This window comes from Micromonospora desertarenae, from assembly GCF_056150265.1.
The window spans coordinates 548,933-572,301 of sequence record NZ_JAXCFQ010000001.1 but is presented as its reverse complement, the minus strand read 5'-3'; the positions used below and the strand labels follow the sequence as shown (position 1 = coordinate 572,301).

Below are 23,369 nucleotides of genomic sequence, written 5' to 3'. Positions count from 1 at the left end.
TCGGAGGTCGCCCCGGAGAGCGTGATGACTCAGCGGCATATTGATGACTCAGCGGTATCGCGGCCGTGCGCGACACGACCCGGGACGGCGACGCGGTGCCGCCTCCGTCCCGACCGGCCGGCGGAGGACCGGCCGAACCGGCGTGGTGTCCGATAGCTGACAGGACGCCGGTGCCCCTCGCGCAGCACTGTTGTAGCAGGTCAGAGGCGTGCGGACGGCGGGCCACAGCGCATTCCTCCGGCCCGGTGGCGACGGCGGTGTCGCCACCGACCCCGCCGGCACCGCCCGGGCGTCCGAGCCGGTGCCCGCCCGCCGACACCGAGCAAGAGAGGAGGGGCCGGCATGGCCGCTCCCACCGCGACCGCAACCCTGAACGCGTCGACCTACTCGCCGGGCGACCAGATGACCCTGACCGTCGCCTACTCCGACGCCGACACCCGACCGCTGACCGTCACCGTCGTGGTCACCGACGCACTGGGCAACAGCAGCGCCCCGGCCCGGGTCACCGCCGTCCTGGATCCGCTCACCGTGACCGTCGCCGACGACTCCGGCCGCACCTGGACCCGGGTCTCCGACAACGGTTCGGTGGCCGTCTACCGGGCGGTGGCGTGATGCCCCGGGTGACCGTGACGGTGCGGGACTCGGCCGGGCGCACCGTCACCACGACCGCCACCTACTCCGTCGCCGCGCCGGTGCTGGGCGGCTACTACCTGTCCGGCGGGGCCGACCCGACGGCGGACATGGCGGGCGGCAACTTCCGCTCGCTCACCCAGTACCGCAGCTTCGCCGACGGCTACACGTTCCCCGGCTACAACCGGCCGTGGCTGACCAACCTGGGCCGGGCGGCCGTCGCGATCAACATGGTGCTGGAGTTGAAGCACTACGGCGCGGCCGACGGACCGCAGACCTTCACCGTGGACGGGGTCAGCTACACCGTCCCGGCGCCGGCGATGACCATCCAGCAGCGTCCGGGCACCACCTGGCCCAGGGCGTACGGCTACGGCCAGGTGCTCGCCGGGCAGTGCGACGGGCTCTTCGCCCGAGCGCTGGCGCAGTACCGGACCCTGGGCTTCGGGGTGAACATCCAGCTCGCCTCCGAGCTGGACACCGACCACGAGTTCGGCACCACCGAGGCGGGCAGGGCGTACACCTGGGCGGAGTCGGACGCCCGAGCGGTGCAGGCGATGACCTACATCGTGAACTGGTTCAGGGCCCGCCCGCTGCCCGCCGGCACCACCTTCTCGGTCGGTGTGGGCGGCTTCGACCGGGCCTGCTTCCAGCGCACCCACCCGGAGGCGCTGATGGCGAAGCTCGACTTCCTCCAGTGGAACGTCTACGCCACCGCGCCCGAGCACACCGCGCTCGCCCGGTTCCGCCGCACCAAGGACTGGGCGGTCGCCGACCTCGGCCCGGTCGCGCTCTCCCGCCCGGTGATCATCGCCGAGTGGGGGGTCCGGGTGGCGGAGATCCCGGACCAGGCGAAGTGGATCGCCACCGTGCCGGCGGCCATCGCCGCGCTCAACGCCGAGCGCGGGCCGCGGATCGTCCGGACCAACTACTTCAACTCCGGCTGGGGCACGTTGTCGCCCAAGGCCGACGGCCTGGCCGCGCTGCGCGCCGCGTACGCGACCCGGCCGTACGTCTGAGCTGAGCCGGCGGCGCCGGTCCGGCCCCGGCCGGCGCCGCCGACCCTCAGTCGAGCCGGGTGGCGTACGCGTCGCGCAACTCGGCCCAGCCGAACTCCTTCGCCTCGGTGCCCCGGATCGGGCCGACCGGGTCGCCGTCGAGCAGGTGCTCGGCCACGTCCAGGCAGAGGTGCCAGCCGGCCGCGACCATCGGCGCGATCCCGCGCTCGGTGACCGTGTGCCGCAGGGTCAGCCGGGTGCCGGTGACGCTCGGCGCCAGCTCCCAGCGCAGCAGGTCGTCGCCCCAGGTGTACTCCAGCAGGTGGGGCGGCTCGGCCCGGCGTACCGTCGCCGGCAGGTCCTCGGTGGTGTCGCCGTCGACCATGGTGAGCACGGCGGCGCCGGGGGCGCCGAGGTCGCGGTCGGCGAGGAACGGGGCCCACTCGCGCAGCCGGGCCGGATCGGTCAGCGCCGCCCACACCGCCTCCGGCGGGTGGCGCAGGTCGCGGACGAAGACCAGAGTCGTGCCGCCGTCGGCCGGCTCGGCGCGGACCTCGGCGGGTGGGCTGGGGCGGAAGCTGTCGCGTGGCATCACTGCTCCTGACGGTCGAGGTGTCGTTCCAGGGCGTCCAGGTGGGTCTCCCAGAGTTGCCGGTACGGGGCGAGCCAGTCGTCGACGGCCTGGAACGGGCGCACGTCGATCCGGTAGATGCGCTGCCGGGCGGCGGTGCGGCAGGTGACGAAGCCCGCGTCGCGGAGCACCCGCAGGTGCTTGGAGACGGCCGGCTGGCTGACCCCGAGGGTGTCCACCAGCTCGCCGACGCTGGACTCGGCCCGGCGGAGCCGGTCGAGGATGCGGCGCCGGGTCGGCTCGGCGAGGACGGTGAAGGCGTCGACGGACACCCACCGAATATTCCTTGCTGTTCATATGACTGTCAAGGCATATGAGCCTTTCCGGCGGCGTCCGGGCGGGCTACCTATGCTCGGGACATGGAATTGCGGATCTTCACCGAACCCCAGCAGGGCGCGACCTACGACGACCTGCTCGCCGTGGCCCGCTGCGCGGAGGAAACCGGCTACGCCGCCTTCTTCCGCTCCGACCACTACCTGAAGATGGGCTCGGTGAGCGGGGAACCCGGCCCGACGGACGCCTGGACCACCCTCGCCGGCCTGGCCCGCGACACCCGGCGGATCCGGCTCGGCACGCTGATGACCGCCGCCACCTTCCGGCTGCCCGGCCCGCTGGCGATCACCGTCGCCCAGGTGGACCAGATGAGCGGCGGCCGGGTCGAGCTGGGCATCGGCACCGGCTGGTTCGCCGAGGAACACACCGCGTACGGCATCCCGTTCCCCTCGGTCGGCGAGCGGTTCGACCGGCTGGAGGAGCAGCTCGCGGTCATCACCGGGCTCTGGGCGACCCCGCCGGGCAAGACCTTCGACTTCGCCGGCCGGTACTACCCGGTCACCGACTCGCCGGCGCTGCCGAAGCCGGTGCAGCAGCCGCGCCCGCCGATCCTGCTCGGCGGCATGGGCCCGAAGCGCACCCCGCGGCTGGCCGCCCGGTACGCCGACGAGTTCAACCTGCCGTTCGTCTCGGCCGAGGACACCGCCGCCCAGTTCGAGCGGGTACGCGCGGCCTGCGCCGAGGTGGGCCGGGACCCGGCCGAGCTGCGCTGGTCCAACGCCCTGGTGCTGTGCTGCGGCCGGGACGACGCCGAGGTGGCCCGCCGGGCCGCGGCGATCGGCCGGGAGCCCGACGAGCTGCGCGCCAACGGCCTCGCCGGCACCCCCGCCGAGGTGGTCGACAAGATCGGCCGGTACGCGGCGGCCGGCAGCCAGCGGATCTACCTCCAGGTGCTCGACCTGGCCGACCTGGACCACCTGGAACTGGTCGCCGCCGAGGTGATGCCGCAGGTCTGAGCCGTCCCGTCCGGTCGGGCCGGCGAGCAGCGACGCGCCGCGCCCGGCCGGGCGCGGCGCGGCTCGCCCGGCCCGGTCAGCGGCCCGGGTCGCGCAGCACGGTGTCCAGCCGGCCGTCGCGGTCCCGGTCGAGATAGGTCACGTCCGGCACCCCGTCGCCGTCCAGGTCGACCTGGAGCACGTCCGCGACGCCGTCGCCGTCCAGGTCGGTGACCACCTCGACGGAACCGTCCAGGTGCCGGGTGACGATCGAACGCGCGCCGGTCCGGGGCGGCGGCCCGGGCGTCGGCACCGGCGTGGGCGCCGGCGGCGGCGCGGGGGTCGGCTTCGGCCCCGGGCTGGTCGCCACCACCCGGCGGTACGCCCCGGCCGGCCCGCTGGCCGGCTCGACGCCGCTGCCGGTCGGGTCGATCTCCTCCTCGGACGGGAAGACGTCGCCGCGTGGGGCGGGATCACGGTAGGTGCTCATCGGCGTAGGGTTCCCCGACGGCGGCGGTGGTAACCGCTGGCCGATCGACCGGTGCTGGCGCGTGCCCGGTCGGCGCATGATGCAGACCGGAAACCACGGCCACGAACGGGGGTACGACGTGGAACTGCACCGCAACCGGGGGGCGTTGGTGCTGCCCCTGGTCTGCGTACTGGGGGGTGCGGCGCTGCTGCTCTTCGCGCGCGACGGTGCCGTGCTGCACCGGATCGTCGGCGGGGGCGGCGTGCTGCTCGGCGGCGTGGTGCTGGCCGGGCTGCTGCGCCCGTTCCGGTTCGCCATCGGTGCCGACGGGCTGACCGTACGGCTGCCGAAGCTGCGCCGGCTGATCCGCTGGCACGAGATCGACGCGCTGGCCCTGGACCAGCCGCCGGCCGCGCAGGGCCGGCCCACCTCGCCCCGGCTGCTGCTGGTGCCGGCGGCGGGGACCGCGCTCGGCCTGCCGGCCACCGGGCACCACCCGCGTGACGGGCGGGCCGCGGTGGAACTGCTCGATCTCGACCGGGTCCGGGAGCGGCCCGCGGAGATCGCGGCGGCCCTGTCGCGGTACGGCGGGGACCGCTTCGTCGACGTGCTCGGGCTGCGCCAGGCCGCCTTCGGCGCCCCGGACTTCACCGTCGGGCTGCGCGGCTACCAACCGGACCGGGTCGACGCGCTGATCCGGCGCGGCCAGGACGCCCTGGTCTGGGGCGGCACGCTGGAGCGGCAGGCCGCCCGCTCGGAGATCGAGCGGGCCCGGGCCGAGGGTCTCCCGGTCGCCGGGCGCGGCTACAGCACCTCGCAGGTCGACGCGGCCCTGGCCACGCTGAGCGGCGCGTTGGCCGGCGACCAGTCCACCGAACGGAGGCCGACCGCGTGACGGGACCGGGGGTGCCGCGCCGGAACTGGGCGGGCAACGTGCGCTACGCCGCCCGCCGGTACCACCGGCCGGAGTCGGTGGACGAGCTGCGCCGGCTGGTGGCCGGCAGCGAACGGGTCCGGGTGGTCGGCACCGGCCACTCCTTCAACCGCCTCGGCGACACCACCGGCGACCTGGTCTCGCTGGCCGGCCTGCCGCCCGACGTACGGCTGGACCCGGAGCGGCGGACCGTGACCGTGCCGGCGGCGACGCGCTACGGTGACCTCGCCGCCCTCCTGCACAGGCAGGGGTACGCGCTGGCCAATCTCGCCTCGCTGCCGCACATCTCGGTGGCCGGCGCGGTCGCCACCGGCACCCACGGCTCCGGCCCGACGATCGGCAACCTGGCCACCGCGGTCGCCGGGCTGGAACTGGTCACCGCCGACGGCGACCTGCTGACCGTGGACCGGTCGAGCGAGGACTTCGCCGGCATGGTGGTCGGGCTGGGCGCGCTCGGCGTGGTCACCCGGCTCACCCTGGACGTGGTGCCCACCTTCGACCTGCGCCAGTACGTCCGGCTCGACCTGCCCCGGGAGGCACTGGACGCGGCGCTCGACTCGGCGTACAGCGTCAGCGTCTTCACCGACTGGCGGACGCCGCGGCTGCGGGAGGTCTGGCGCAAGCAGCGCGCGGACCAGCCGCCGCCCCCGGCGGACTGGCTGGGTACGACGGCGGCCGACCGGCCCCGGCACCCGGTGCCCGGCATGCCGGCGGAGAACTGCACGGCCCAGCTCGGCGAGCCCGGCCCGTGGCACGAGCGGCTGCCGCACTTCCGGCTCGGCTTCACCCCGAGCAGCGGGGAGGAGTTGCAGTCGGAGTACCACCTGCCGCGCGCGGCGGCGGCCGAGGCGCTGGCCGCGCTGGACGAGGTCGCCCACCTGATCGCTCCGGTGCTCCAGGTCTGCGAGCTGCGTACGGTGGCCGCCGACGAGCTGTGGCTCAGCCCGAACCAGGGCCGGGACAGCCTCGCCGTGCACTTCACCTGGATCGCCGACGCGGCGGCGGTGCTGCCGGTGGTGGCCGCGGTGGAGGAGCGGCTCGCCCCGTTCGCGCCGCGCCCGCACTGGGGCAAGGTGTTCGAGCTGGCCCCGGCCGCGGTGGCCGCCGCCTACCCCCGGTACGCCGACTTCACCGCTCTCCTGCGTCGCCTCGACCCCCGGGCCACGTTCCACACCGACCCGTTGGACGCGTACTTCCCCCGCTGACCGGTCCCCGTGATCGTCTGATCGGGGGCAGGTCGGGCCGGCTCAGCGACAGGCGATCACGAGGTCAGCGGCGGGCGAGGTCGTCGCGCATGCTGCCGCGCTGGACGGCGCGGCTGATGTCGCTGGGGGAGACGATGCCCACCAGGCGACCCTCGGTGACCACCAGGGCCCGGCCGTCGGCGCACTCGCTGAGCCGGGGGAGCAGGTCGTTGAGCTGCTCGTCGGGGGAGGCGAGCACCAGCTCGTCGGCCCGGCAGGAGACCTCGGCCAGCGTGGTGCCGGTCCGCCGGTCGGCCGGGATGCCGCGGACCCGGTCCAGGGTGACCAGCCCGACCGGCCGGCCCTCCTCGGTCAGCGGCAGCGCCGAGTGCCGGTACGCGAAGAGGTAGTGGTCCACGAAGTCGGCCACCGTCATCTGCCCCGACGCGGTCTGCGGCTGCGGGGTCATCACGTCGGCCACCCGGATCCCGCGCAGCGCGCTGCCCAGCCGGGCCTGCCGCTCCTCCATGCCGGCCGCGCCGATCAGGAACCAGCCGATCAGGGCCAGCCAGAGCCCGCCGAAGCCGACGCCGGCCAGGAACTGCCACAGCCCCAGGCCGATCAGCAGCGCGCCGAGCACCCAGCCGGCCCGGGCGGCCACCACCGACGCCTTCGTCCGGTCCCCGGTCCACTTCCAGACCGCCGCCCGCAGCACCCGCCCACCGTCCAGCGGCGCGGCCGGCAGCACGTTGAACACGGCCAGCAGCACGTTGATGCCGGCCAGCCAGGACATCGCGCCGAGCAGCAGCCCGTCCTCACCGACCAGGGCGAGCAGCACGGCGATGGCCCCGAAGAAGAGCCCGATCACCAGGCTGACCAGCGGGCCGACCCCGGAGATGCGCAGCTCCGCGCCGGGGTCCTTGGCCTCGCCCTTCAGCTCGGCCACGCCGCCGAAGAGCCAGAGCGTAATCCCCTCGACGGCCAGCCCGTTGCGCTTGGCCACGATCGCGTGGGACACCTCGTGGGCGAGCAGGCCGAGGAAGAAGACCACCGCGGCGGCCAGTCCGGCCAGCACGTACGCGGCCACCGGCTCGCCGGGGTAGGCCCGGGGGAACTGGTTGGCCGACAGCCCCCAGGCGATCAGCGCGAAGATGACCAGGACGCTCCAGTTGACCCCGACGGGTACGCCCGCGATCCGGCCAAGCCGGAAGCTCGCCCTCATGTTTCCGTGATACCCCCGCATCCCGTCCCCATGCCAGAAACGGGACCGGGGCGGCCGAACCACGATCACGCGCGCCGAGCCGGTCCGCCCGCCGCCGCCCATCGGCGCGCCGCCGCGGCTCGCCCCCCGGCCGCCGGACCCGGCGGTCGCTCGGCCCGCGCCGGGCCGGTGACCGGGCAGGCCACCGACTCGGCGGCGGAGCGGCCACCGGTCAGCTCAGCTCGGCGCGCGGGTCCGGGACCGCCTTCTCGGCGGCGCGGCTGACCTCTTCCCACTCGGCCCAGGTCGCCAGGCGTCGCTGGGTGATGTCGACGGCGACGTCGTAGACCATGCTGCCGAGCAGCAGCCGCAGCGGGGGGTTGTCGCTGGCGACCAGCTTCATCAGCGCCTCGGCGGCCAGCCGGGGTTCGCTGTCGACCGATCCTTCGGCCCACTGCTTGGCCAGTTCCTCGCGCAGCGGGTCGTAGGCGGGGTTGGGGGTGGTGGCGGTGCTGCTGGTGTAGAGGTCGGTCCAGTAGCCGCCGGGTTGGACGATGGTGACCTTGACGCCGAAGGCGGCCGCTTCGGCGGCGAGGGCTTCGCTCATGCCCTCCAGGGCGAACTTGCTGGCGCTGTAGAGCCCGGTGCTGGGGAAGCCGCCGAGCGCGCCGATGCTGGAGATCTGGACGAGGTGGCCGCCGCCCTGGGCGCGCAGGTGCGGCAGGACGGCCTGGCTGACCCAGAGCGCGCCGAAGAAGTTCAGCTCCATCTGGGCGCGGGCCTGCTCCTCGGTGAATTCCTCCACCATGCCGGCGAACAGGGCCCCGGCGTTGTTGACGACGATGTCGAGCCGGCCGAAGTGCCGCACCGCCTCGGCGACGGCGTCGACGACCGCCGGACGGTCGGTGACGTCGAGGCGCAGGGCGAGCAGGCGGTCGGGGTGCCGGGCGGCGAGGTCGTCCAGTGGTGAGACGTCCCGGGCCGCGCCGACGACGCGGTCACCGGCGGCGAGCGCCGCTTCGGTGAACGCGCGGCCGAGGCCACGGCTCGCGCCGGTGATGAACCAGACCCGGGATGGGGCGGTGCCTGAGGCCTCCATGGAGGGACTCCCTTCGTTGCGAGACGAACCGTCTCGTCTCGGTTGCGAGGATGACAATACCCGGCCGTGCCGGGATGTCAAGACGGACCGTCTCGTCTCTCTTGCTGCTAGATTCGGTCCGTGCCCACGCAGAAGGTCGCTCCCGATTCCAGCCGTCGCAGCCAGGCGGCGCGGCGGGCCATCCTCACCGCCGCCCTCGACCTGGTCAGCGAGCTGGGTTACGCGAAGCTCAGCATCGAGGGCATCGCCTCCGCCGCCGGCGTGGGCAAGCAGACGATCTACCGGTGGTGGCCGTCCAGGGGTGCCCTGCTCTTCGACGCGTTCCTGACCTTGACCACCGACGGGCAGGACGTTGGCGAGGCGGCCCTAGCGGCCCTACCCGACACCGGCGACCTGGCGGCCGACCTGAAGGCGGTGCTGCGGGCCACCGTCGAGGAACTGAACGACCCCCGCTACGACCAGCCGATGCGGGCCCTGCACACGGAGGTCGTACACGATCCCGCCCTGGCCGCCGCCTACCAGGAGCGGCTGGACGGGCCGCTGCGCGAGCTGAAGAAGGAGCGCCTGCGCGCCGCCCGCCGCGCCGGGCAACTGGCCGAGGACGTCGACCTCGACGTCGCCGTCGACCTGCTGTTCGGCCCGATCCTGAACCGGTGGCTCCAGCGCACCGGCCCGCTCACCGCCGAGTACGCCGACCAGGTGGTGGACGCCGCGTTGCGCGGCCTGCGGCCGGCGTCACCCGCCCGGTAGGTCGGTGCCGGGCCGTTCCACCGCGACCCCGTGGTCAGGGGCGGGGGGTCTCGCTGGCCACGGTCTGCTCACGCGGCAGCGCCGCGGCCCGCAGCGCCCAGTCCAGCGCGTAGTCGGCGACCTGCTCCCAGCCGGGCTGCCCCACCGTGAAGTGCGAGCGGCCGGGGAACTCGTGGTACGCGGTCAGCGCCCGCGACTTCTGGTACAGCGCCGCGTTGGAGCGGACCACGGTGGCCGGCACCACGTGGTCGACCCCGCCGGCGATCAGCAGCAGCGGCGCCCGGTCGGAGCGGCGGGTGTCCACCTCGGCCGGGGAGTTCGGGTCGAGGTTGGCGAACGCCCCCTCGAAGAGCACCCGCCCGGCGCCCGGCACCGCGTACCGCTGCCAGGCGCGGTCGGAGTCCTCCCGGCTGAGGGTGTTGCCGAAGGCGTAGTGGAAGTCGTCGGGCGTGAACGGCACCGCCCGGTTCCGGTTGGCCGGATTGTGCAGGATAGAGAAAGCCGAGCGCAGGGTGCTCAACGGCAACTTGAGCACCCCCTTCACCGCGGCCGGGTGCACGCCCACCGCCGCCGCGCCGAGGCCCCGGTCGACCAGCAACTGGGTGATCAGGCCGCCGAACGAGTGCCCCATGATGACCGGTGCGGTGGGCAGCTCCCGGATGATCCGGTCGTAGTGGTCGACGATCTCGGCGAGGCGCTGCCGGGCGATCGGGGCGGGATCCTCCCGCAACTGCTCGACCTCGCCCTCCATGCCCGGCCAGGACGGGGTCAGCACCCGCAGCCCGCGCCCGGCGAACCGGGTGGCCCACCGCTCCCAACTGCGCGAGGTCATCCAGAGCCCGTGGATGAGTACGACGGTGTCGACCGGTCCCTGCGGCGCGCTGGCCATGGCGTCCCTCCCGGTGTCGTGGCGTCCGGACCTGCGGTTACCCGCCCGGCCGCCGGCGATTCCCGGCGCGCTCGGGCGGGTCAGGCGGTCGGCGGCGGGGCGGGCAGTTGGTCGACCACCACCACCGCGCTGCCGGTCCGCACCTCCGCCAGCAGTTCCCGCTGGCCGCTGCGGGTCAGCCGGATGCAGCCGTTCGTGGTGTTCCGGCCCAGTTCGCCGTCGTGGTACCAGCTGTGCAGGCCGATGTGCGCCCCGCGCAGGCTGGCCGGCACCGAGTTCGGGTCGTCCGGCACCGCGCCGAGGGCGAAGATGTCCACCCCGCCGTACACGTGCTGGGGCGGTGGGGTGCGGCCCAGGATGAACGTCCGGCCCAGCGGCGTCTCCTGCCCCCGCTGCCCCAGGCTGACCTCCCAGGACCGCACCGCCCGGCCGGCCCGGTACCAGGTGAGCCGGTGCGCCCGGCGCTCGACCACGAGCTGGTCGCGCAGCTCGACGGTGGTGAAGCCGCCGGGCGGCAGCCAGGCGAGCCGGCGGTTGGCCGACGGGAGCAGCACCGCCGTCCAGCCGGCGCGGCGTTGGGCGATCGGCATGGTCAGCTCGACGCCGCGGATGGTCGGGGCCAGGAAGGCCAGCGGCCGGCCGCCCGGCGCGTCGTACGCGGCGATCCGGCGGGTCGGGTGCAGCCCCTCGGTGAGCGGGGTGGGGTCCGCCGCGGCCGGGTCGGCGGGGAAGCCGCGGGGCGCCGGGTCGTAGTCGACCACCGGCAGGTCGTCCGGCGCGGGCGCGGCGACCGGCACGGTCTCCTCGGGCGTCGGGCTCGGCGCCGGGGCGGTGGGGTCCGGTTCGGCGGGGGCCGCCTGCTCGACCGGCGGCGGCACCGGCTCCGGGGTGAGCGCCCAGCCGGTCGCGCCGGCCGTCGCCAGCAGCGCGGACACGCCGACGGCGGTGGCCACCCGGCGGATCCAGCGGTACGTGGTTATTCGGTCAAACGGCACAAAGAGACTGTAATGGCAGGACCCCCGTCCGGCCGGTAAATCGGCCGGACGGGGGTCCCTGGAGGAGGTGGGGGGTCAGCTCAGGCGGGCGCCGACGTGGATGGCGACCGCGTCATGGGCGGGGATGTCGGCGGCGAACCAGCCGTTGCCGTCCACGGTGACCACCGGCCCGCTGCACGAGCCGTTGCTGAACGTGCCGTGGATGACGTCGCAGTACCGGCCGGCGGGCAGCCCGGCGTGGTACGAGCGGCCGGTGATCGCGTGGTCCTCGTCGTTGACCGTGAGGTAGCCCTTGCCGGCTCGGCTGAACGCGATGTGGTTGTTGCCGTTGTCGTACCAGTTGGCGACCCCGGCGCCCTCGGTGGCGTTGCGGAAGCCGACCATGTTGGCGATGACCGGCCAGCGGTGCTCGCACTCCCAGCCGGAGTAGCAGGTCACGTCGAGCGTCCGGCCGGAGCCGTCCTGCTGCGGGCCCTGGTCGCGCTGGCTGAAGGTGTAGCTGGACATCACCGTCGGCGAACCGTACGGCCAGGCCAGCATGAACGCGTTGGCCAGCGCGTAAGTTCCCCGGTCGCGGTAGGTCAGCACCCCGCCGACGTCGCGCTGGGTGTCGTGGTTGTCCACGAAGACCGCCGACACGCCGCTGGGCAGGTGGCCCCAGCCCTCCCCGAAGTTGCGCAGGTAGGCGAGCCGCTCGGAGCGGAACACCCGGGCCAGGTCCTTGCCGTAGCGGAACTCGTGCACGTCGCCGTTGCCGGTGTACTCGCCCGGCTGGATCGGCTCGCCGGCGCCGTGGATGACCTCCTGCACCAGGTAGACCGGCCGGGAGAGGCGGCTGCGCAGCGCGGCGATGTCGGCGGCCGGCATGTGCTTGCTGGCGTCCATCCGGAAGCCGTCGACGCCGAGCGAGAGCAGGTCGTTGAGGTAGCCGGCGAGCCGACCCCGGACGTAGTCCGACTCGGTCCTCAGGTCGGCCAGGTTGACCAGTTCGCAGTTCTGCACCTCCCACCGGTCGCCGTAGTTGGCGATGTCGTCGCCGCCGTTGCGGCCGCAGTGGTGGAAGTCCTGGTACTGGTAGATGCCCGGGTAGTCGTAGTGCCCGTACGACGAGCCGGCCCAGCCGGTGCCGCCGTTGTCCTGCCCGGACATGTGGTTGACGACCGCGTCCACGATCACCTTGACGCCGGCCGCGTGGCAGGCGTCCACCATGGCCTTGAACTGGGCGCGGGTGCCCTTGCGGGACTCGATCCGGTAGCTGACCGGCTGGTACGCCAGCCACCACTGGGCGCCGCGGACGTGTTCCTGCGGCGGGGAGACCTGGACCCAGCCGTAGCCCTTGGGGCCCAGCGTGGTCCGGCACTCGTTGGCCACCGAGGTCCAGTTCCACTCGAAGAGTTGGACGATCACCTTCTTGGTGCCGGCCGGTGCGGCGACGGCCGGGGGTGCCGTCACGGTGGTGGGGACGAGCACGCTCGCGATCACACCGAGGGCGAGCAGCGCCGAGTGCCATCGACGTCGATGCATCGGAACTCCTGACGGGGTGCGGGGGACGGGGTGGTGGTGCGGGGGAGCGGAATCCCTCGGCTGCCCGAATCTTGCAACCAGGGGTGAAATATTTCGGAAAGATTACAAGCGCGTTGCAGCGGCTGTCAACGCATGGAAATTCGTCACTATTCTTCGCGGGCCGTCGAGGGTGGCCGTCGCTACACGCGGCCGGTGGCCGGACGGTTCGACAACCGGGCCGGAATTTTTTCCCGGGTCGGTGATCCGACCACGCCGTCGCTCCGTACTCGATGGGGGAGCAGGTCGGCCGGCGGTGCGCCGCCGCGAGACGATCGAGGAGCAGATGGCCCGGGTCAAGCAGAACCAGAAACCGGCCACCGTCCGGACCACCAGCACCAGCCGGGGCGTGCGCACCCGGTCCCGGTCCGCGACGGCCGTGCTGACCGTGTCCGCGATCGCCGCGCTGTGGGCGGGGACGATGCTCACCGGGGCCGGCCAGACGGCGTACGCCTACGGCTTCTTCTTCACCGAGTTCTTCGCCGGCGTGATCGCCCTGGTGGCGCTGAGCCTCACCGTGATGCTCGGGCTGCTCGCCACCGACCGGCTGGTGCTGCTGATCCGGCACCGGGTGCTGCTCCAGTCCGCGCACCGGGCCACCGGCATCCTCGGCGTCGCCGGGCTCTTCTTCCACGTGCTGACCAAGGTGGCCACCGGCCGGGCGGCGAGCACCGACGCGATCGTGCCGTTCGTCGGCGGCGGCGGGCTCTACGTCGGTCTCGGCACGGTGGCCGGGCTGCTCATGGTGAGTGTGCTCTGGACCGGCATCGTCCGGGCCCGGTTCGCCGGGGTCGGTCCGAAGTGGCTGTGGCGGGCGCTGCACTCGACGGCGTACCTCTCCTGGCCGTTCGCCATCCTGCACGGGCTCAACGCCGGCCGGCCGGCGAAGTCCTGGGTGGTGCTCAGCTACCTCGCCTGCGTGCTGCTGGTCGTGCTGGCACTGCTGGTGCGGCTCTCGGTGACGTTCGGGCGGCGCAGCCGGGAGCAGCACCAGGCCGCCGCGATGAACCAGGCCCTGGCCGCCCGACCGGCCGAGGACGGCAGGGGCCGGGCGCTGCTCGGTGGCCTGTCCCGCCGTCGCGCCGACGGCGCCGGCCGGGACAGCAGCTGGGCGGAGACCACCCTGGCCGGCACCTGGGCCGCGCCGGGCGCCAAGCGGCGGGACCCGGAGCGGTTCACCGTGCCGGTGGTGCCCGAGCCGGGGTCGTTGCGCGAACCGGTCCGCCCGGCCCGCCGCCGCGACGAGGACCTGGCGCCGGTCGCCCGCCGTCGCCGCACCGGGGAGCGCGAAGCGGTGGCCCGCCGCCGCGAGGACGAGCTGGAGCCGACCGCCCGGCGCCGCCGGGAGGAGGAGCCGCAGCGGCGGGCGACCCGCCGTCGCGGCGAGGAGCCGGCGCCCGCCGAGCGGCGGTCCCGCCGGGCCGGGGAACCGGCCCGGGCCGGCCGCCGCCGGGACGAGGAGCTGACCCCGACCGGCCGCCGCCGGCGCACCGCGGAGGACCTGGCGCCGACCGGCCGGCGGGTCCGGGACGACGAGGAGCTGGCGCCGACCGGCCGCCGCCGCCGGGGCGACGAGGAGAGCGGACGGGTCAGCCGCCGGTCCCGGGTCGACGCCGAGGCGGGCACCCGGTACTCGGTGCCGCCCCGCTCCAACGAGCCGGAGGAGCCGTGGGACAGCCCGCGCCGCTGGGAGGCCACCGAGCCGATCTCCGCCGGCCCGATCTCCGCCGGCCCGATCTCCGCCGGCCCGGTGTCGGCCGGCCCGATCTCCGGTGGGCCGATCTCGGGTGGGCCGATCTCCGCGGCGCCGCGCAGCGGCGGCGGGCGGCACAGCGTCGAGGACGACGTGCCGGAGGAGCCGGACTACTGGCGGCCGCCGGCCCGGTACGTCCCGGAGGAGGTGCCGGCCGACGACACCCCGACCCTGGTCGACCTCGCCTCCCGGCGGGCCCGCCGGGAGGCCAAGGAGAGTCGCCGCCGGCGCCGGGCCAACGCCGACGCGGTGGACGGGGCGTACTGGGCCGGGCTGCGGGGTGAGGCGCGATGACGCGCACCACCGTGCCCGCGGTGGCCTGCGTCGGCGAGCCCCGGCTCACCGCCGGCTTCGCCGAGTTCGGCCGCCTCGACCTGCTCGCCCACGAGGAGGTGCACGGGCCGATCGGGCCGATGGAACCGGCCAACCTGCTGCGGCTCGCCGAGGGCATCCAGCTCAAGGGCAAGGGCGGCGCCGGCTTCCCGTTCGCCAGGAAGCTCCGCGCCGTGCTGGAGTCCTGCGAGCGGCAGGACCTCACCGCCGTGGTGGTGGTCAACGCCACCGAGGGCGAGCCGGCCAGCTGGAAGGACAAGGTGCTGCTGACCCGGGCCCCGCACCTCATCCTCGACGGCGCCGCGCTGGCCGCGTACGCGCTGGACGCCGACGAGATCGTGATCGGCATCGCCGATGACGGGGTGGGCAAGGAGTCGCTGACCGAGGCGTTGCAGGAGCGGCGGATGCCCGTGCCGACCACCGTCGTCACCGTGCCGCACCGGTTCATCTCCGGCGAGGGCGGCGCGCTGGTCAACGGGATCAACGGCCTGCCGCACATCCCGCCCGGCACCAAGAAGCGCTCCAGCGACTCCGGCGTCGGCGGGCTGCCCACCCTGCTCTCCAACGCCGAGACGTACGCCCAACTGGCCGTCGCGGCCCGGCTCGGCCCGTACGAGTACGCGGCGCTCGGCACCGACGACGAGCCGGGCACCGTGCTGCTCACCGTCACCGGCGCGGCGAAGCGCCCGGCGGTGGTGGAGTGCGCCGCCGGCACCCCGCTGCGGGAGATCCTCGACCTGTGCGAGGTGCCGGACGGCCCCGGCATCCTGATGGGCGGCTACCACGGCAAGTGGATCACCCAGGAGGCCGCCGACCGGGCGGAGATCTCCCGCACGGGGCTGGCCGCGGTCGGCGGCACCCTCGGCGCCGGCATCGTCGTCCCGCTCGGCCCGGACACCTGCCCGCTCGGCGAGGCCGCCCAGGTGGTCCGCTACCTGGCCGGCGAGTCCGCCGGGCAGTGCGGCCCGTGCCGGATGGGCCTGCCCGACCTGGCCCGCGCGGTCGACCTGGCGGTCTCCGGCAGCGCGCCGGTGGAGGTGGTGCGGGCCGCCGCCGGCGACGTGAAGGGCCGCGGCGCGTGCAGCCACCCCGACGGTACGGCCCGGTTCGCCCTCTCCGCGATGGAGGTCTTCGCCGAGGACCTGCGGTTGCACACCACCGGCGACGGCTGCGGCCGCCGGGTCAAGGGCGTGATGGGGCTGCCCGGCGCGCCCGATCCCAACCCGCAGAAGCTCACCCTGGACTGGTCCCGCTGCGACGGGCACGGGCTCTGCGCCCACGTGGTGCCCGACTTCATCCGGCTGGACGCCAACGGATACCCCGCCTTCCCGTCCACCCCCGTGCCGACCTGGCTGCGCCAGGGCGCGTTGAAGGCGGTCAAGGTCTGCCCCGAGCTGGCCCTGCGGCTGGCCAGGGCCGAGTAGCCAGCTGCGAAGGGAGACGGGATGCGGACGCCGTGCCGATCGGTCAGGTCCGGGCGGTCCCGCCGCCGCACCCGGCGTCGGGCGGCCGGCCCGCTCGCCCTGCTGCTCGCCGCCCTGGTGGGTGTGGCGTCCTGCGCGGCCGGGGCGGATCCGGCCGAGCCGGCCGCCGGCACCGGCGGGACCGCGCCGTCGCCCTCCGGCCCGAGCGCGCCGCCGCCCACCGGGTCGGCAGCGGCGGCGCCGGTGCCGGACACCCTGGCCTTCACCGCGCGGACCCTGGACGGGGCGGCGTTCTCCGGCGCCGCGCTGGCCGGCCGGCCGGTGGTGCTCTGGTTCTGGGCGCCGTGGTGCGCCACCTGCGCCAGTCAGGCGTGGACGGTCGCCGAGGTGGCCCCGAAGTACCGGGAGACGGTGCCCGTCGTCGGGGTGGCCGGGCTCGGCGAGCAGCGGGCCATGAAGGACTTCGTCACCGAGTTCGAGCTGGCCGGGACGCCGCAACTGGACGACCGGGCGGGCGCGCTGTGGCGCCGGTTCGAGGTGGTCGAGCAGAGCACCTTCGTGATCATCGACCGGAGTGGTCGGGTGGTGCACCAGGGCTTCCTCGACGGCGAGGACCTCACCCGGCGGGTCGCCGCGCTGGCCGGCTGATGGCTACCCCGCTGCTGCTGGCGCTGACCGCCGGCATGCTCGGCGCGGTCAACCCGTGCGGCTTCGCGCTGCTGCCGGCGTACCTGTCGCTGCTGGTGGCCGGCGCCCCGGACAGCCGGGGCGCGGTCGGCCGCGCGCTCACCGCGGCCGCCGGGCTGACCCTGGGGTACGTGCTGGTCTTCGGCGCGTTCGGGCTGGCGCTGGCGCCGCTCGCCGGCTGGCTGCGCCCCCGGCTGCCCTGGCTCACCGTCGCGTTGGGGCTGCTGCTGGTGGCGCTCGGCTGCTGGCTGCTCGCGGGCCGGGGACTGCCCACCCTCCGCCCACTGGCCCGGGCGCCCCGGCTGACCCGCTCCTGGGTCTCCATGACGCTGTTCGGCATGGCGTACGCGGTGGCGTCGCTGGGCTGCGCCAGCGCGCCGTTCCTGGCCACCGTGGTGACCAGCCTCCAGGCCGGGTCCACGCCGCGCGGGCTGGCGCTCTTCGTCGCGTACGCCCTCGGGATGGGCCTGGTGGTCGCGGTGGCCGCGCTCGGCGTGGCGCTGCTGCGCGGCCACCTGGTGGCCCGGCTGCGCGCCGCCGGCGCGGTGGTGCCCCGGCTCAGCGGCCTGGTGCTGCTGCTCGCCGGCGGCTACGTCGCCTGGTACGGCTGGTACGAGGCGCGCCTCGCCACCGGCCGCCGGGACGCGCTGGCCGATCCCGTGGTGGCGGCTGCCGGTCGGGTGCAGCGGGCGCTGGTCACCGCGCTCGACGCGATCGGACCGGCCTGGCTCGCCGCGGTGCTGGCCGCGCTGCTGCTGTTCCGGCTCGCCGCCCGCGCGGCGGCCCGGCACCGGGATGCACCGGCCGGCGTGGCGCCGGCCCCGGCTGGTCCGGCGCCCGCGACCCCGACCGCCGTGGCGCCGGTAGCGCCGGTCGGCGATTGTCGGCCGGAGGGTGATACCGCACAGTCATCGATATGACTGTGCGGTATCACGCCTGGAGGCAGGGGTGCGCACCCCAGCGGCGGCGTCGGTACCGGCCGTCCCGGCGGGCGTGGCGGTCTCGCTGGCCGGAGTCAGCGGACCGGGGTGAGCCGGTCGGTGCCGAGCCGGTCGCGGAGCACCTCGGGGACCAGCACCGACCCGTCGGCCTGCTGGAACTGCTCCAGGATGGCCGGGAAGAGCCGGCTGGTGGCCAGCGCGGACCCGTTGAGGGTGTGCACGAAGCGGGTCTGCTTGCCGCCCGGCTCCCGGTAGCGGATGGCCGCCCGGCGGGCCTGGTAGTCGCCGGCCCAGGAGACCGACGACACCTCCTTGTACTTGCCGGTGCTCGGCATCCACACCTCGATGTCGAGGGTCTTCTTCATCGAGGCGCTCGCGTCGCCGGCCGCCAGCAGGCTGGTCTGGTAGTGCAGGCCCAGCTTCTCGACCAGGCTCTCCACGTGGCCGACCATCGCCGCCAGCGCGTCGTCGGCCTGCTCCGGGAGGGTGAACTGGAAGATCTCCACCTTGTTGAACTGGTGGCCGCGCACGGTGCCGCGCTCGTCCGAGTGCGAGCCGGCCGCCTCGCGCCGGTAGCACGGGGTGTAGGCGAACGCCTTCAGCGGCAGCTTCGCGGTCTCCAGGATCTCGTCCTGGTACGCGCCGAGGATCGCCGTCTCCGCGGTGGGCAGCAGGAACTGCCCGCGCGGGGCGGACTGCCGGTCCAGGTGGTAGACGTCGTCGTAGAACTTGGGGAACTGGCCGGCGGCGAAGCCGGCGCTGTCCAGCAGCAGGTGCGGCGGGAGCAGGAACTCGTAGCCGGCGGTGATGTTCTGCTCGATCAGCCAGTTGAGCAGCGCCCACTCCAGCCGCGCGCCCAGGCCGGTGTACATCCAGAAGCCGGAACCGCCGAGCTTGACGCCGCGCTCGTGGTCCACCAGGCCGAGCGCCCGGCTCAGCTCCACGTGGTCGCGGACCTGCTCGATGGCCGGCGGCTCGCCGAAGGTGCGGACGACCCGGTTGGCCTCCTTGCCGCCGGGGACGACGTCGTCGGCGGGCAGGTTGGGCAGCTCGCTCATCCGGTCGCGCAGCCGGGCCTGCACCTCGTCGAGTTCGGCCTCCAGCTCGGCGAGCTGCTTGCGGCCGGCCTCGGGTGCGGCGACCTCCGGCTCGCGGCCGGCCCGCTTCGCCTCCGCGTACGCGCGGGCTTCGGCCTTGCGGCGCTGGCGCTCGCCGTCGATCTCCGTGATCAGGCCGCGGCGCTGCTGGTCGAGCTGCTGGAGCTCGTCCAGCGCGCGGGTCACCTCGGCCGGGTCCAGCCGCTTGGCCAGCGCGGTCGCCACCGCGTCCCGATCCTTCCGGATCAACTCCATGTCGAGCATGCTGCTCCGTACGCCTCCGTCCGGACGTCAGGTGGACCTCCAGATGCTACCGTCGCGGCCCCGCGCGCCCCGGGCGGGACCGGAGACGGTCAGAGCCGCACCGGCATCAGGACGGAGAACGAGTCGGCGTCGTCCGGCCGGCGGACGGCCAGCGGGGCGACCGGGTCGTCCAGCTCCAGCACCAGCTGCGCCCGACCGGCGGCGTCCAGCGCGTCGAGCAGGTAGCCGCCGTTGACCCCGACCCGGAACGCGTCCGGGTCGTCGGTCAGCTCGTCGGCGCCGAGCAGCCGCACCCCGCCCCGGTCGTCCGGGCCGAGCACCGTCACGGCCCGCTCGACACCGTCGTGCCCGCACGCCACGACCGGGGCGTCCGGGCTGGTCAGCGCGGCGCGCAGGGCGGCCACGTCGACGGTCAGCCGGTGCGCCGGGGACCCGCCGACGAGCGGGCGCAGCAGCCGGGCGTAGTCCGGGAACTGGTACGCCAGGGCGGTGCCCTCGACGGCGCGCCCGGCCACCGAGACCGAGATGGTGTCGCCGGCCACCGTCAGCCACGCCTCGGCGGTGCTCCCCTCGCCGGTGTCGAGCAGGGCCCGGACCCCGTCGACGAAGCCGGTCGGGGCGAGCGCCGGCACCGGCGGGCCGTCCGGCCGGCCACCGACCCGGGCCACGGCCAGCCGGTGCCGGTCGGTGGCGACCAGCCGGATTCCGTCCGGCTCGACGTCGAACAGCACGCCGGCCAGCGCCGGCAGCGCGGGGTCGTCGCCGACGGCGAAGCGGACGGCGTCGATGGCGCGGGCCAGGTCGGCGCGGGCCAGCACGAGGCGGGTGAACATCGGCTGCTCCGCGGGATCGACAAGGGTGCGGATCCGGGCGAGTTCGCGGCGGGCGTCGGCGAGCCCGTCCTCCAGCCGGCGCAGGTGCGCGTCCAGCAGCCGGTGCACCGCGGCCGGTTCGGCGCGGACCGCCCGCGCGATCTCGGCCACCGGCATGCCGACCCGGCGCAGCCCGGCCACCAGCCGGGCCGGCGCCACCTGGTCGTCGGTGTACCAGCGGTAGCCGGTGACCGGGTCGACCAGCGCGGGGACCAGCACCCCGGCCGAGTCGTAGAACCGCAGCGCGCTCACCGTCAGCCCGCTGGCCCGGGCCAGCTCGCCGATGCTGCGCAGGTCGCTCTCCACGGCCGATGATCCTGTCGTCTCAACCAGGTCGAGGGTCAAGCCGCCGTCGGGCCGTCCAGCACCCGGAAGGTCAGCCCGGCCCGGGTCAGCCGGTCCAGCAGCGCGTCGCCCATCGCGGCGACCGGGGTGAGCTGGCCGGCGGCCGGCGGCAGATCGTCCAGCGCCAGGCAGAGCGCCGACTCGGCGAGCATCTTGGCGGTCTCGTCGTAGCCCGGGTCGCCGCCGGCCACCTCGGTCACCACCCGGCGACCGCCGCCGGTGCCCACGAACCGGACCCGGAACCAGGACTTCGCCCGCTGCTGCGGCGTCGGTCCCTGCCCGGAGGCGAGCCGGCCGAACAGCCAGCGCCGGGTCGGCGGCAGCTTCACCAGGGCGACCACGGCGGCCAGCCCGGCCGCGCCGGCGAGCACCGTGGGCAGCCGCCGCACCGCGGCGAAGTGCCGGTAGCGGAAGTCCGGGCCGTACTCCGGCCGGGCCGCGGCCGAGCGGCGGACCACCTGCGGGTCGATGGTGGGCAGCGGCACGGCCCAGACCCGCAGCTCGGGGGAGCGGCCGAGCCGGCCGGGCACGGCGCGGACCCGGCGGTCGGCCGGGCGCGGCTCGACCGCGCGCCGCTCCCGGGCCGCCCGGGACGCCTGCGCGGTACGGGAGAACGCGGTGAGCGCCGAGTGGTACGTGCCGGCGGAGAACCGGCCACCGGCCCGGACGTAGCCGTCCACGGTGATCGGGGTGTCCGCCGGCAGGTGCTTGACGGTGAACCAGACGCCCAGGTCGTGCGGGACGGAGTCGAACCCGCAGGCGTGCACCAGCCGGGCTCCGGCGCGGACCGCCTCGGCGTGGTGGCGCAGGTACACGGTGTCGACGAACTCGGGTTCGCCGGTGATGTCCAGGTAGTCGGTGCCGGCCCGGGCGCAGGCGGCGACGAGCGGTTCGCCGTGGTGCACGTACGGGCCGACCGTGCTGGCCACCACCCGGGCGCGCTCCGCCACCGCGCGCAGCGACTCCGGGTCGGTGACGTCGGCGGTGAGCAGCGGCAGCGTGGCCAGCGCCGGGTCGACGGCGGCGAGCCGCTCGCGGACCGCCGCCAGCTTCCCCGGGTTGCGCCCGCCCAGCGCCCACCGCAGCCCTTCCGGCGCATGCCGCGCCAGATACTCGGCGGTCAGCCCCCCGGTGAACCCGGTAGCCCCGACCAGCACCAGATCGAATTCCCGCCCCTCACCCACCCCCCGATCCTCCCACCCACCCCACCCCCCCGCCCACCCCGCCGGCCCACCCGCCAACCCACCCGCCAACTCTCGGTTGATCATGAAGTTAGCGGCGCCGCCCGCCCCTTTTGCCGGTATTAACCTCATGATCAACGGGGTGGGCGGAGGGGGTGGGGTGGGTGGGTGGGGTGGGTGGGGGAGGGGGGTGGGTGGGTTAGGGGGTGGGGTGGAGGACGGGGCGGAGGCAGCCTTCGGCGCGGGTGCGGAGCAGGGTGTAGGCCTCGGGGGCGCGGTCCAGGGGGAGGTGGTGGGTGGCCAGGTACTCGGTGCGCAGCTCGTCGCGGGCCATCCGGTCCAGCAGCATCGGGATGTAGCGCGGCCCGTGCTGGCGGGCGCCGCGCACGGTCAGCCCCTTGGCGGTGACCATGCCGAGCGGGAACCGGTCGACGACGGCGGGGTGCGCCCCGAGCACGACCACGCTGCCGCCCTTGCGGCAGGCGTGCACCGCCTCGCGGACCGCCGCCGGCCGGGGCGGCGCGCCGGTGAGGCGGTCGCCCAGCGACCGGGCCCCGTCGGCCGCGCCGCCCGCGTCGACGCACACGTCCGGCCCCCGGCCGCCACTGCGGTCGCGCAGCTCGGCGGCGACGTCGACACGGCGGTAGTCGAGCGTCTCGGCGCCGGCGTGCCGCTCGGCGGCGCGCAGCCGGTCGGGGTGCCGGTCGACCACCACCACCCGCTCCGCGCCGAGCAGCCGCGCCGCCCGCGCGGCGACCTGGCCGACCGCGCCGGCACCCCAGACCGCCACCACGTCGCCGGGGCGGACCCCGCCCAGGTCGGCGCCCATCCAGCCGGCCGGCGCGGCGTCCGAGGCGAACAGCGCCCGGTCGTCGCTGACCGGCTCCGGTACGGCGAACGCCCCGACGTCGGCGTACGGCACCCGGACGTACTCGGCGTGGCTGCCGGCGAACCCGCCCTGCGCCCGGGGCTGGCCGAAGCAGCCCGCGACCGGGTGCCCCCAGGCCGCCTCGCCCGCCTCCGGGTCGGTGCTGCCGTTGTCGCAGCAGGAGTGCAGCTCGCGGCGGCAGTACCAGCAGCTGCCGCAGGAGACAGAGGAGCAGACCACCACCCGGTCGCCGACCCGGTGCCGGCGCACCTCGGGACCGACCTCGACCACCTCGCCGACGAACTCGTGGCCGAGCACCTCGCCGACCGCCGGCCCGCGCCCGGCGAGCAGCGACAGGTCGGCGCCGCAGGCGGCGCTGCGCCGGACCCGGACGATGGCGTCGTGGCCGTTGCGCAGCTCCGGGTCGGGCACCTGCCGTACCGCCAGCTCGCCGGCGCCCATCCAGCACAGCGCCCTCATTCCGGCGTCACCGCCGGCCGGTCCAGCGCGTCGCGGTCGGGGCGGAGCACCTCGCCGGTCTCGGCGAGCTGCTTGGCCTGCCGCAGCGCCCGCCGGACCAGCCGCCCCGGGTCGTCGCCGACCAGGTGGACGGCGAGCCCCGGCGGCGGCCCGGCACCGGGGCGGGGCCGGGCGGCGAGTTCGGTGCCCCGGTCGCCGGGGGCGGGGCGGACCCGCACCTGCACCGCGTCGCCGAGCCGGCGCAGCGGCTCCGGCCAGCGCCCCTCGGGGAGCACCTGGCCGGGTGGGCGGTCCACGGTCACCACCTGCCAGCGCGCCCGCCGCCCGTCGCCGCCGTCCGGCCAGCCGACCGGGCGCGGCGCGGTCAGCGCGCGTACCGCCGCCGCGCCGGCCGCCGCCGCGCCGAGCGCTATCCCGCCGCCGGCCAGCCGTGCGATCGGTCCCACCTGTCCCGCACCCCCTGTCCCACCGGTCACCGCTCCCGCGCCGGCCACGCCCGGCGGCCTCGGTGCCGGGCGA

Annotated in this window: 23 protein-coding genes; 10 read left to right on the top strand and 13 right to left on the bottom strand. The window is 75.3% G+C overall.

What is annotated here, in order from left to right; all coding sequences use genetic code 11:
* The first annotated feature begins 342 nt into the window (after positions 1 to 342).
* Positions 343 to 612: a hypothetical protein gene (locus SM577_RS02650; protein WP_302918910.1), complete on the top strand. Its 270-nt coding sequence runs from the start codon at positions 343 to 345 to the stop codon at positions 610 to 612.
* Positions 612 to 1,646 carry a hypothetical protein gene (locus SM577_RS02645; protein WP_474582054.1) on the top strand — a complete coding sequence of 345 codons (1,035 nt, stop codon included), beginning with the start codon at positions 612 to 614 and terminating at the stop codon, positions 1,644 to 1,646. Before SM577_RS02650 ends, SM577_RS02645 begins: the two co-directional genes overlap by 1 nt.
* 46 nt (positions 1,647 to 1,692) lie before the next feature.
* On the opposite strand, the gene SM577_RS02640 is transcribed toward SM577_RS02645, so the two are convergent.
* Both SM577_RS02640 and SM577_RS02635 read right to left on the bottom strand, forming a co-directional pair.
* The gene (locus tag SM577_RS02640; RefSeq protein ID WP_474586184.1) at positions 1,693 to 2,217 is read right to left on the bottom strand and encodes an SRPBCC family protein; all 525 of its coding nucleotides are present in this window, start codon (positions 2,215 to 2,217) and stop codon (positions 1,693 to 1,695) included.
* A complete protein-coding gene (locus tag SM577_RS02635) occupies positions 2,217 to 2,528 on the bottom strand; it encodes an ArsR/SmtB family transcription factor (RefSeq protein ID WP_302918907.1) in 312 nt (103 codons plus the stop codon). Before SM577_RS02635 ends, SM577_RS02640 begins: the two co-directional genes overlap by 1 nt.
* 87 nt (positions 2,529 to 2,615) lie before the next feature.
* Between SM577_RS02635 and SM577_RS02630 the strand changes: the two genes are divergently transcribed.
* Complete coding sequence (locus SM577_RS02630; RefSeq protein ID WP_474582056.1) at positions 2,616 to 3,545, top strand: LLM class F420-dependent oxidoreductase; 930 nt, start codon at positions 2,616 to 2,618, stop codon at positions 3,543 to 3,545.
* 76 nt (positions 3,546 to 3,621) lie between these two features.
* Here SM577_RS02630 and SM577_RS02625 read toward each other — a convergent pair whose 3' ends face one another.
* Positions 3,622 to 4,014, bottom strand: coding sequence for a hypothetical protein (locus tag SM577_RS02625; RefSeq protein WP_302918905.1), 393 nt, complete (start codon positions 4,012 to 4,014; stop codon positions 3,622 to 3,624).
* 76 nt (positions 4,015 to 4,090) lie between these two features.
* Here SM577_RS02625 and SM577_RS02620 point away from each other — a divergent pair, with 76 nt between their 5' ends.
* Positions 4,091 to 4,888: a hypothetical protein gene (locus tag SM577_RS02620; protein ID WP_474582057.1), complete on the top strand. Its 798-nt coding sequence runs from the start codon at positions 4,091 to 4,093 to the stop codon at positions 4,886 to 4,888.
* Positions 4,889 to 4,899: 11 nt separating this feature from the next.
* Complete coding sequence (locus tag SM577_RS02615; protein WP_474582109.1) at positions 4,900 to 6,132, top strand: FAD-binding protein; 1,233 nt, start codon at positions 4,900 to 4,902, stop codon at positions 6,130 to 6,132.
* Positions 6,133 to 6,196: 64 nt separating this feature from the next.
* Here the strand turns inward: SM577_RS02615 and SM577_RS02610 are convergent, their stop codons facing one another.
* Positions 6,197 to 7,333 carry a site-2 protease family protein gene (locus SM577_RS02610; protein WP_302918903.1) on the bottom strand — a complete coding sequence of 379 codons (1,137 nt, stop codon included), beginning with the start codon at positions 7,331 to 7,333 and terminating at the stop codon, positions 6,197 to 6,199.
* 211 nt (positions 7,334 to 7,544) lie between these two features.
* Positions 7,545 to 8,411: an SDR family oxidoreductase gene (locus SM577_RS02605; RefSeq protein WP_474586183.1), complete on the bottom strand. Its 867-nt coding sequence runs from the start codon at positions 8,409 to 8,411 to the stop codon at positions 7,545 to 7,547.
* Between the two features lie 120 nt (positions 8,412 to 8,531).
* Here SM577_RS02605 and SM577_RS02600 point away from each other — a divergent pair, with 120 nt between their 5' ends.
* Entirely contained in the window at positions 8,532 to 9,161 is a 630-nt protein-coding gene (locus SM577_RS02600) for a TetR/AcrR family transcriptional regulator (protein WP_474586182.1), read from the top strand.
* A 34-nt stretch (positions 9,162 to 9,195) separates the two neighbouring features.
* Here the strand turns inward: SM577_RS02600 and SM577_RS02595 are convergent, their stop codons facing one another.
* The 3 genes from SM577_RS02595 to SM577_RS02585 form a co-directional block, all read right to left on the bottom strand.
* Positions 9,196 to 10,050, bottom strand: a complete 855-nt coding sequence (locus SM577_RS02595) for an alpha/beta hydrolase (RefSeq protein WP_474582060.1) — start codon at positions 10,048 to 10,050, stop codon at positions 9,196 to 9,198.
* Positions 10,051 to 10,130: 80 nt separating this feature from the next.
* A complete protein-coding gene (locus tag SM577_RS02590; RefSeq protein WP_302918899.1) occupies positions 10,131 to 11,045 on the bottom strand; it encodes a L,D-transpeptidase family protein in 915 nt (304 codons plus the stop codon).
* Positions 11,046 to 11,120: 75 nt separating this feature from the next.
* Entirely contained in the window at positions 11,121 to 12,569 is a 1,449-nt protein-coding gene (locus SM577_RS02585; RefSeq protein ID WP_474586181.1) for an alpha-amylase, read from the bottom strand.
* 292 nt (positions 12,570 to 12,861) lie between these two features.
* On the opposite strand from SM577_RS02585, the gene SM577_RS02580 reads away from it, so the two are divergent.
* Genes SM577_RS02580 through SM577_RS02565 form a run of 4 tightly spaced genes read left to right on the top strand, consistent with a single transcriptional unit; the run spans position 12,862 to position 17,722 of the window.
* On the top strand, positions 12,862 to 14,652 hold the full coding sequence (locus SM577_RS02580) for a hypothetical protein (RefSeq protein WP_474586180.1): 1,791 nt from the start codon (positions 12,862 to 12,864) through the stop codon (positions 14,650 to 14,652).
* Positions 14,649 to 16,115 (top strand): NADH-ubiquinone oxidoreductase-F iron-sulfur binding region domain-containing protein, encoded by a 1,467-nt coding sequence (locus tag SM577_RS02575; protein WP_474586179.1) that lies wholly within the window; start codon positions 14,649 to 14,651, stop codon positions 16,113 to 16,115. Before SM577_RS02580 ends, SM577_RS02575 begins: the two co-directional genes overlap by 4 nt.
* A gap of 21 nt (positions 16,116 to 16,136) precedes the next feature.
* Positions 16,137 to 16,763, top strand: coding sequence for a TlpA family protein disulfide reductase (locus SM577_RS02570; protein ID WP_474586178.1), 627 nt, complete (start codon positions 16,137 to 16,139; stop codon positions 16,761 to 16,763).
* Positions 16,763 to 17,722: a cytochrome c biogenesis CcdA family protein gene (locus tag SM577_RS02565; RefSeq protein ID WP_474586177.1), complete on the top strand. Its 960-nt coding sequence runs from the start codon at positions 16,763 to 16,765 to the stop codon at positions 17,720 to 17,722. Before SM577_RS02570 ends, SM577_RS02565 begins: the two co-directional genes overlap by 1 nt.
* Before the next feature lie 95 nt (positions 17,723 to 17,817).
* Here SM577_RS02565 and serS read toward each other — a convergent pair whose 3' ends face one another.
* The 5 genes from serS to SM577_RS02540 form a co-directional block, all read right to left on the bottom strand.
* Positions 17,818 to 19,104 carry a serine--tRNA ligase gene (serS, locus tag SM577_RS02560; RefSeq protein WP_474586176.1) on the bottom strand — a complete coding sequence of 429 codons (1,287 nt, stop codon included), beginning with the start codon at positions 19,102 to 19,104 and terminating at the stop codon, positions 17,818 to 17,820.
* 89 nt (positions 19,105 to 19,193) lie between these two features.
* On the bottom strand, positions 19,194 to 20,270 hold the full coding sequence (locus SM577_RS02555; protein WP_474586226.1) for a DNA polymerase III subunit beta family protein: 1,077 nt from the start codon (positions 20,268 to 20,270) through the stop codon (positions 19,194 to 19,196).
* 47 nt (positions 20,271 to 20,317) lie between these two features.
* Positions 20,318 to 21,505 (bottom strand): saccharopine dehydrogenase family protein, encoded by a 1,188-nt coding sequence (locus SM577_RS02550; RefSeq protein ID WP_474586175.1) that lies wholly within the window; start codon positions 21,503 to 21,505, stop codon positions 20,318 to 20,320.
* A 196-nt stretch (positions 21,506 to 21,701) separates the two neighbouring features.
* Positions 21,702 to 22,850 (bottom strand): alcohol dehydrogenase catalytic domain-containing protein, encoded by a 1,149-nt coding sequence (locus SM577_RS02545; protein WP_474586174.1) that lies wholly within the window; start codon positions 22,848 to 22,850, stop codon positions 21,702 to 21,704.
* Positions 22,847 to 23,263 (bottom strand): hypothetical protein, encoded by a 417-nt coding sequence (locus SM577_RS02540; RefSeq protein WP_474586225.1) that lies wholly within the window; start codon positions 23,261 to 23,263, stop codon positions 22,847 to 22,849. Before SM577_RS02540 ends, SM577_RS02545 begins: the two co-directional genes overlap by 4 nt.
* Positions 23,264 to 23,369: the final 106 nt, after the last annotated feature.

What these genes read in the sequence shown, in the direction of transcription:
- SM577_RS02650 (WP_302918910.1), top strand. Translation starts at nt 343, where the DNA reads ATGGCCGCTCCCACCGCGACCGCAACCCTGAACGCGTCGACCTACTCG.
- SM577_RS02645 (WP_474582054.1), top strand. Translation starts at nt 612, where the DNA reads ATGCCCCGGGTGACCGTGACGGTGCGGGACTCGGCCGGGCGCACCGTC.
- SM577_RS02640 (WP_474586184.1), bottom strand. Translation starts at nt 2,217, where the DNA reads ATGCCACGCGACAGCTTCCGCCCCAGCCCACCCGCCGAGGTCCGCGCC.
- SM577_RS02630 (WP_474582056.1), top strand. Translation starts at nt 2,616, where the DNA reads ATGGAATTGCGGATCTTCACCGAACCCCAGCAGGGCGCGACCTACGAC.
- SM577_RS02625 (WP_302918905.1), bottom strand. Translation starts at nt 4,014, where the DNA reads ATGAGCACCTACCGTGATCCCGCCCCACGCGGCGACGTCTTCCCGTCC.
- SM577_RS02620 (WP_474582057.1), top strand. Translation starts at nt 4,091, where the DNA reads ATGATGCAGACCGGAAACCACGGCCACGAACGGGGGTACGACGTGGAA.
- SM577_RS02610 (WP_302918903.1), bottom strand. Translation starts at nt 7,333, where the DNA reads ATGAGGGCGAGCTTCCGGCTTGGCCGGATCGCGGGCGTACCCGTCGGG.
- SM577_RS02605 (WP_474586183.1), bottom strand. Translation starts at nt 8,411, where the DNA reads ATGGAGGCCTCAGGCACCGCCCCATCCCGGGTCTGGTTCATCACCGGC.
- SM577_RS02595 (WP_474582060.1), bottom strand. Translation starts at nt 10,050, where the DNA reads ATGGCCAGCGCGCCGCAGGGACCGGTCGACACCGTCGTACTCATCCAC.
- SM577_RS02585 (WP_474586181.1), bottom strand. Translation starts at nt 12,569, where the DNA reads ATGCATCGACGTCGATGGCACTCGGCGCTGCTCGCCCTCGGTGTGATC.
- SM577_RS02575 (WP_474586179.1), top strand. Translation starts at nt 14,649, where the DNA reads ATGACGCGCACCACCGTGCCCGCGGTGGCCTGCGTCGGCGAGCCCCGG.
- SM577_RS02570 (WP_474586178.1), top strand. Translation starts at nt 16,137, where the DNA reads ATGCGGACGCCGTGCCGATCGGTCAGGTCCGGGCGGTCCCGCCGCCGC.
- SM577_RS02565 (WP_474586177.1), top strand. Translation starts at nt 16,763, where the DNA reads ATGGCTACCCCGCTGCTGCTGGCGCTGACCGCCGGCATGCTCGGCGCG.
- serS (WP_474586176.1), bottom strand. Translation starts at nt 19,104, where the DNA reads ATGCTCGACATGGAGTTGATCCGGAAGGATCGGGACGCGGTGGCGACC.
- SM577_RS02545 (WP_474586174.1), bottom strand. Translation starts at nt 22,850, where the DNA reads ATGAGGGCGCTGTGCTGGATGGGCGCCGGCGAGCTGGCGGTACGGCAG.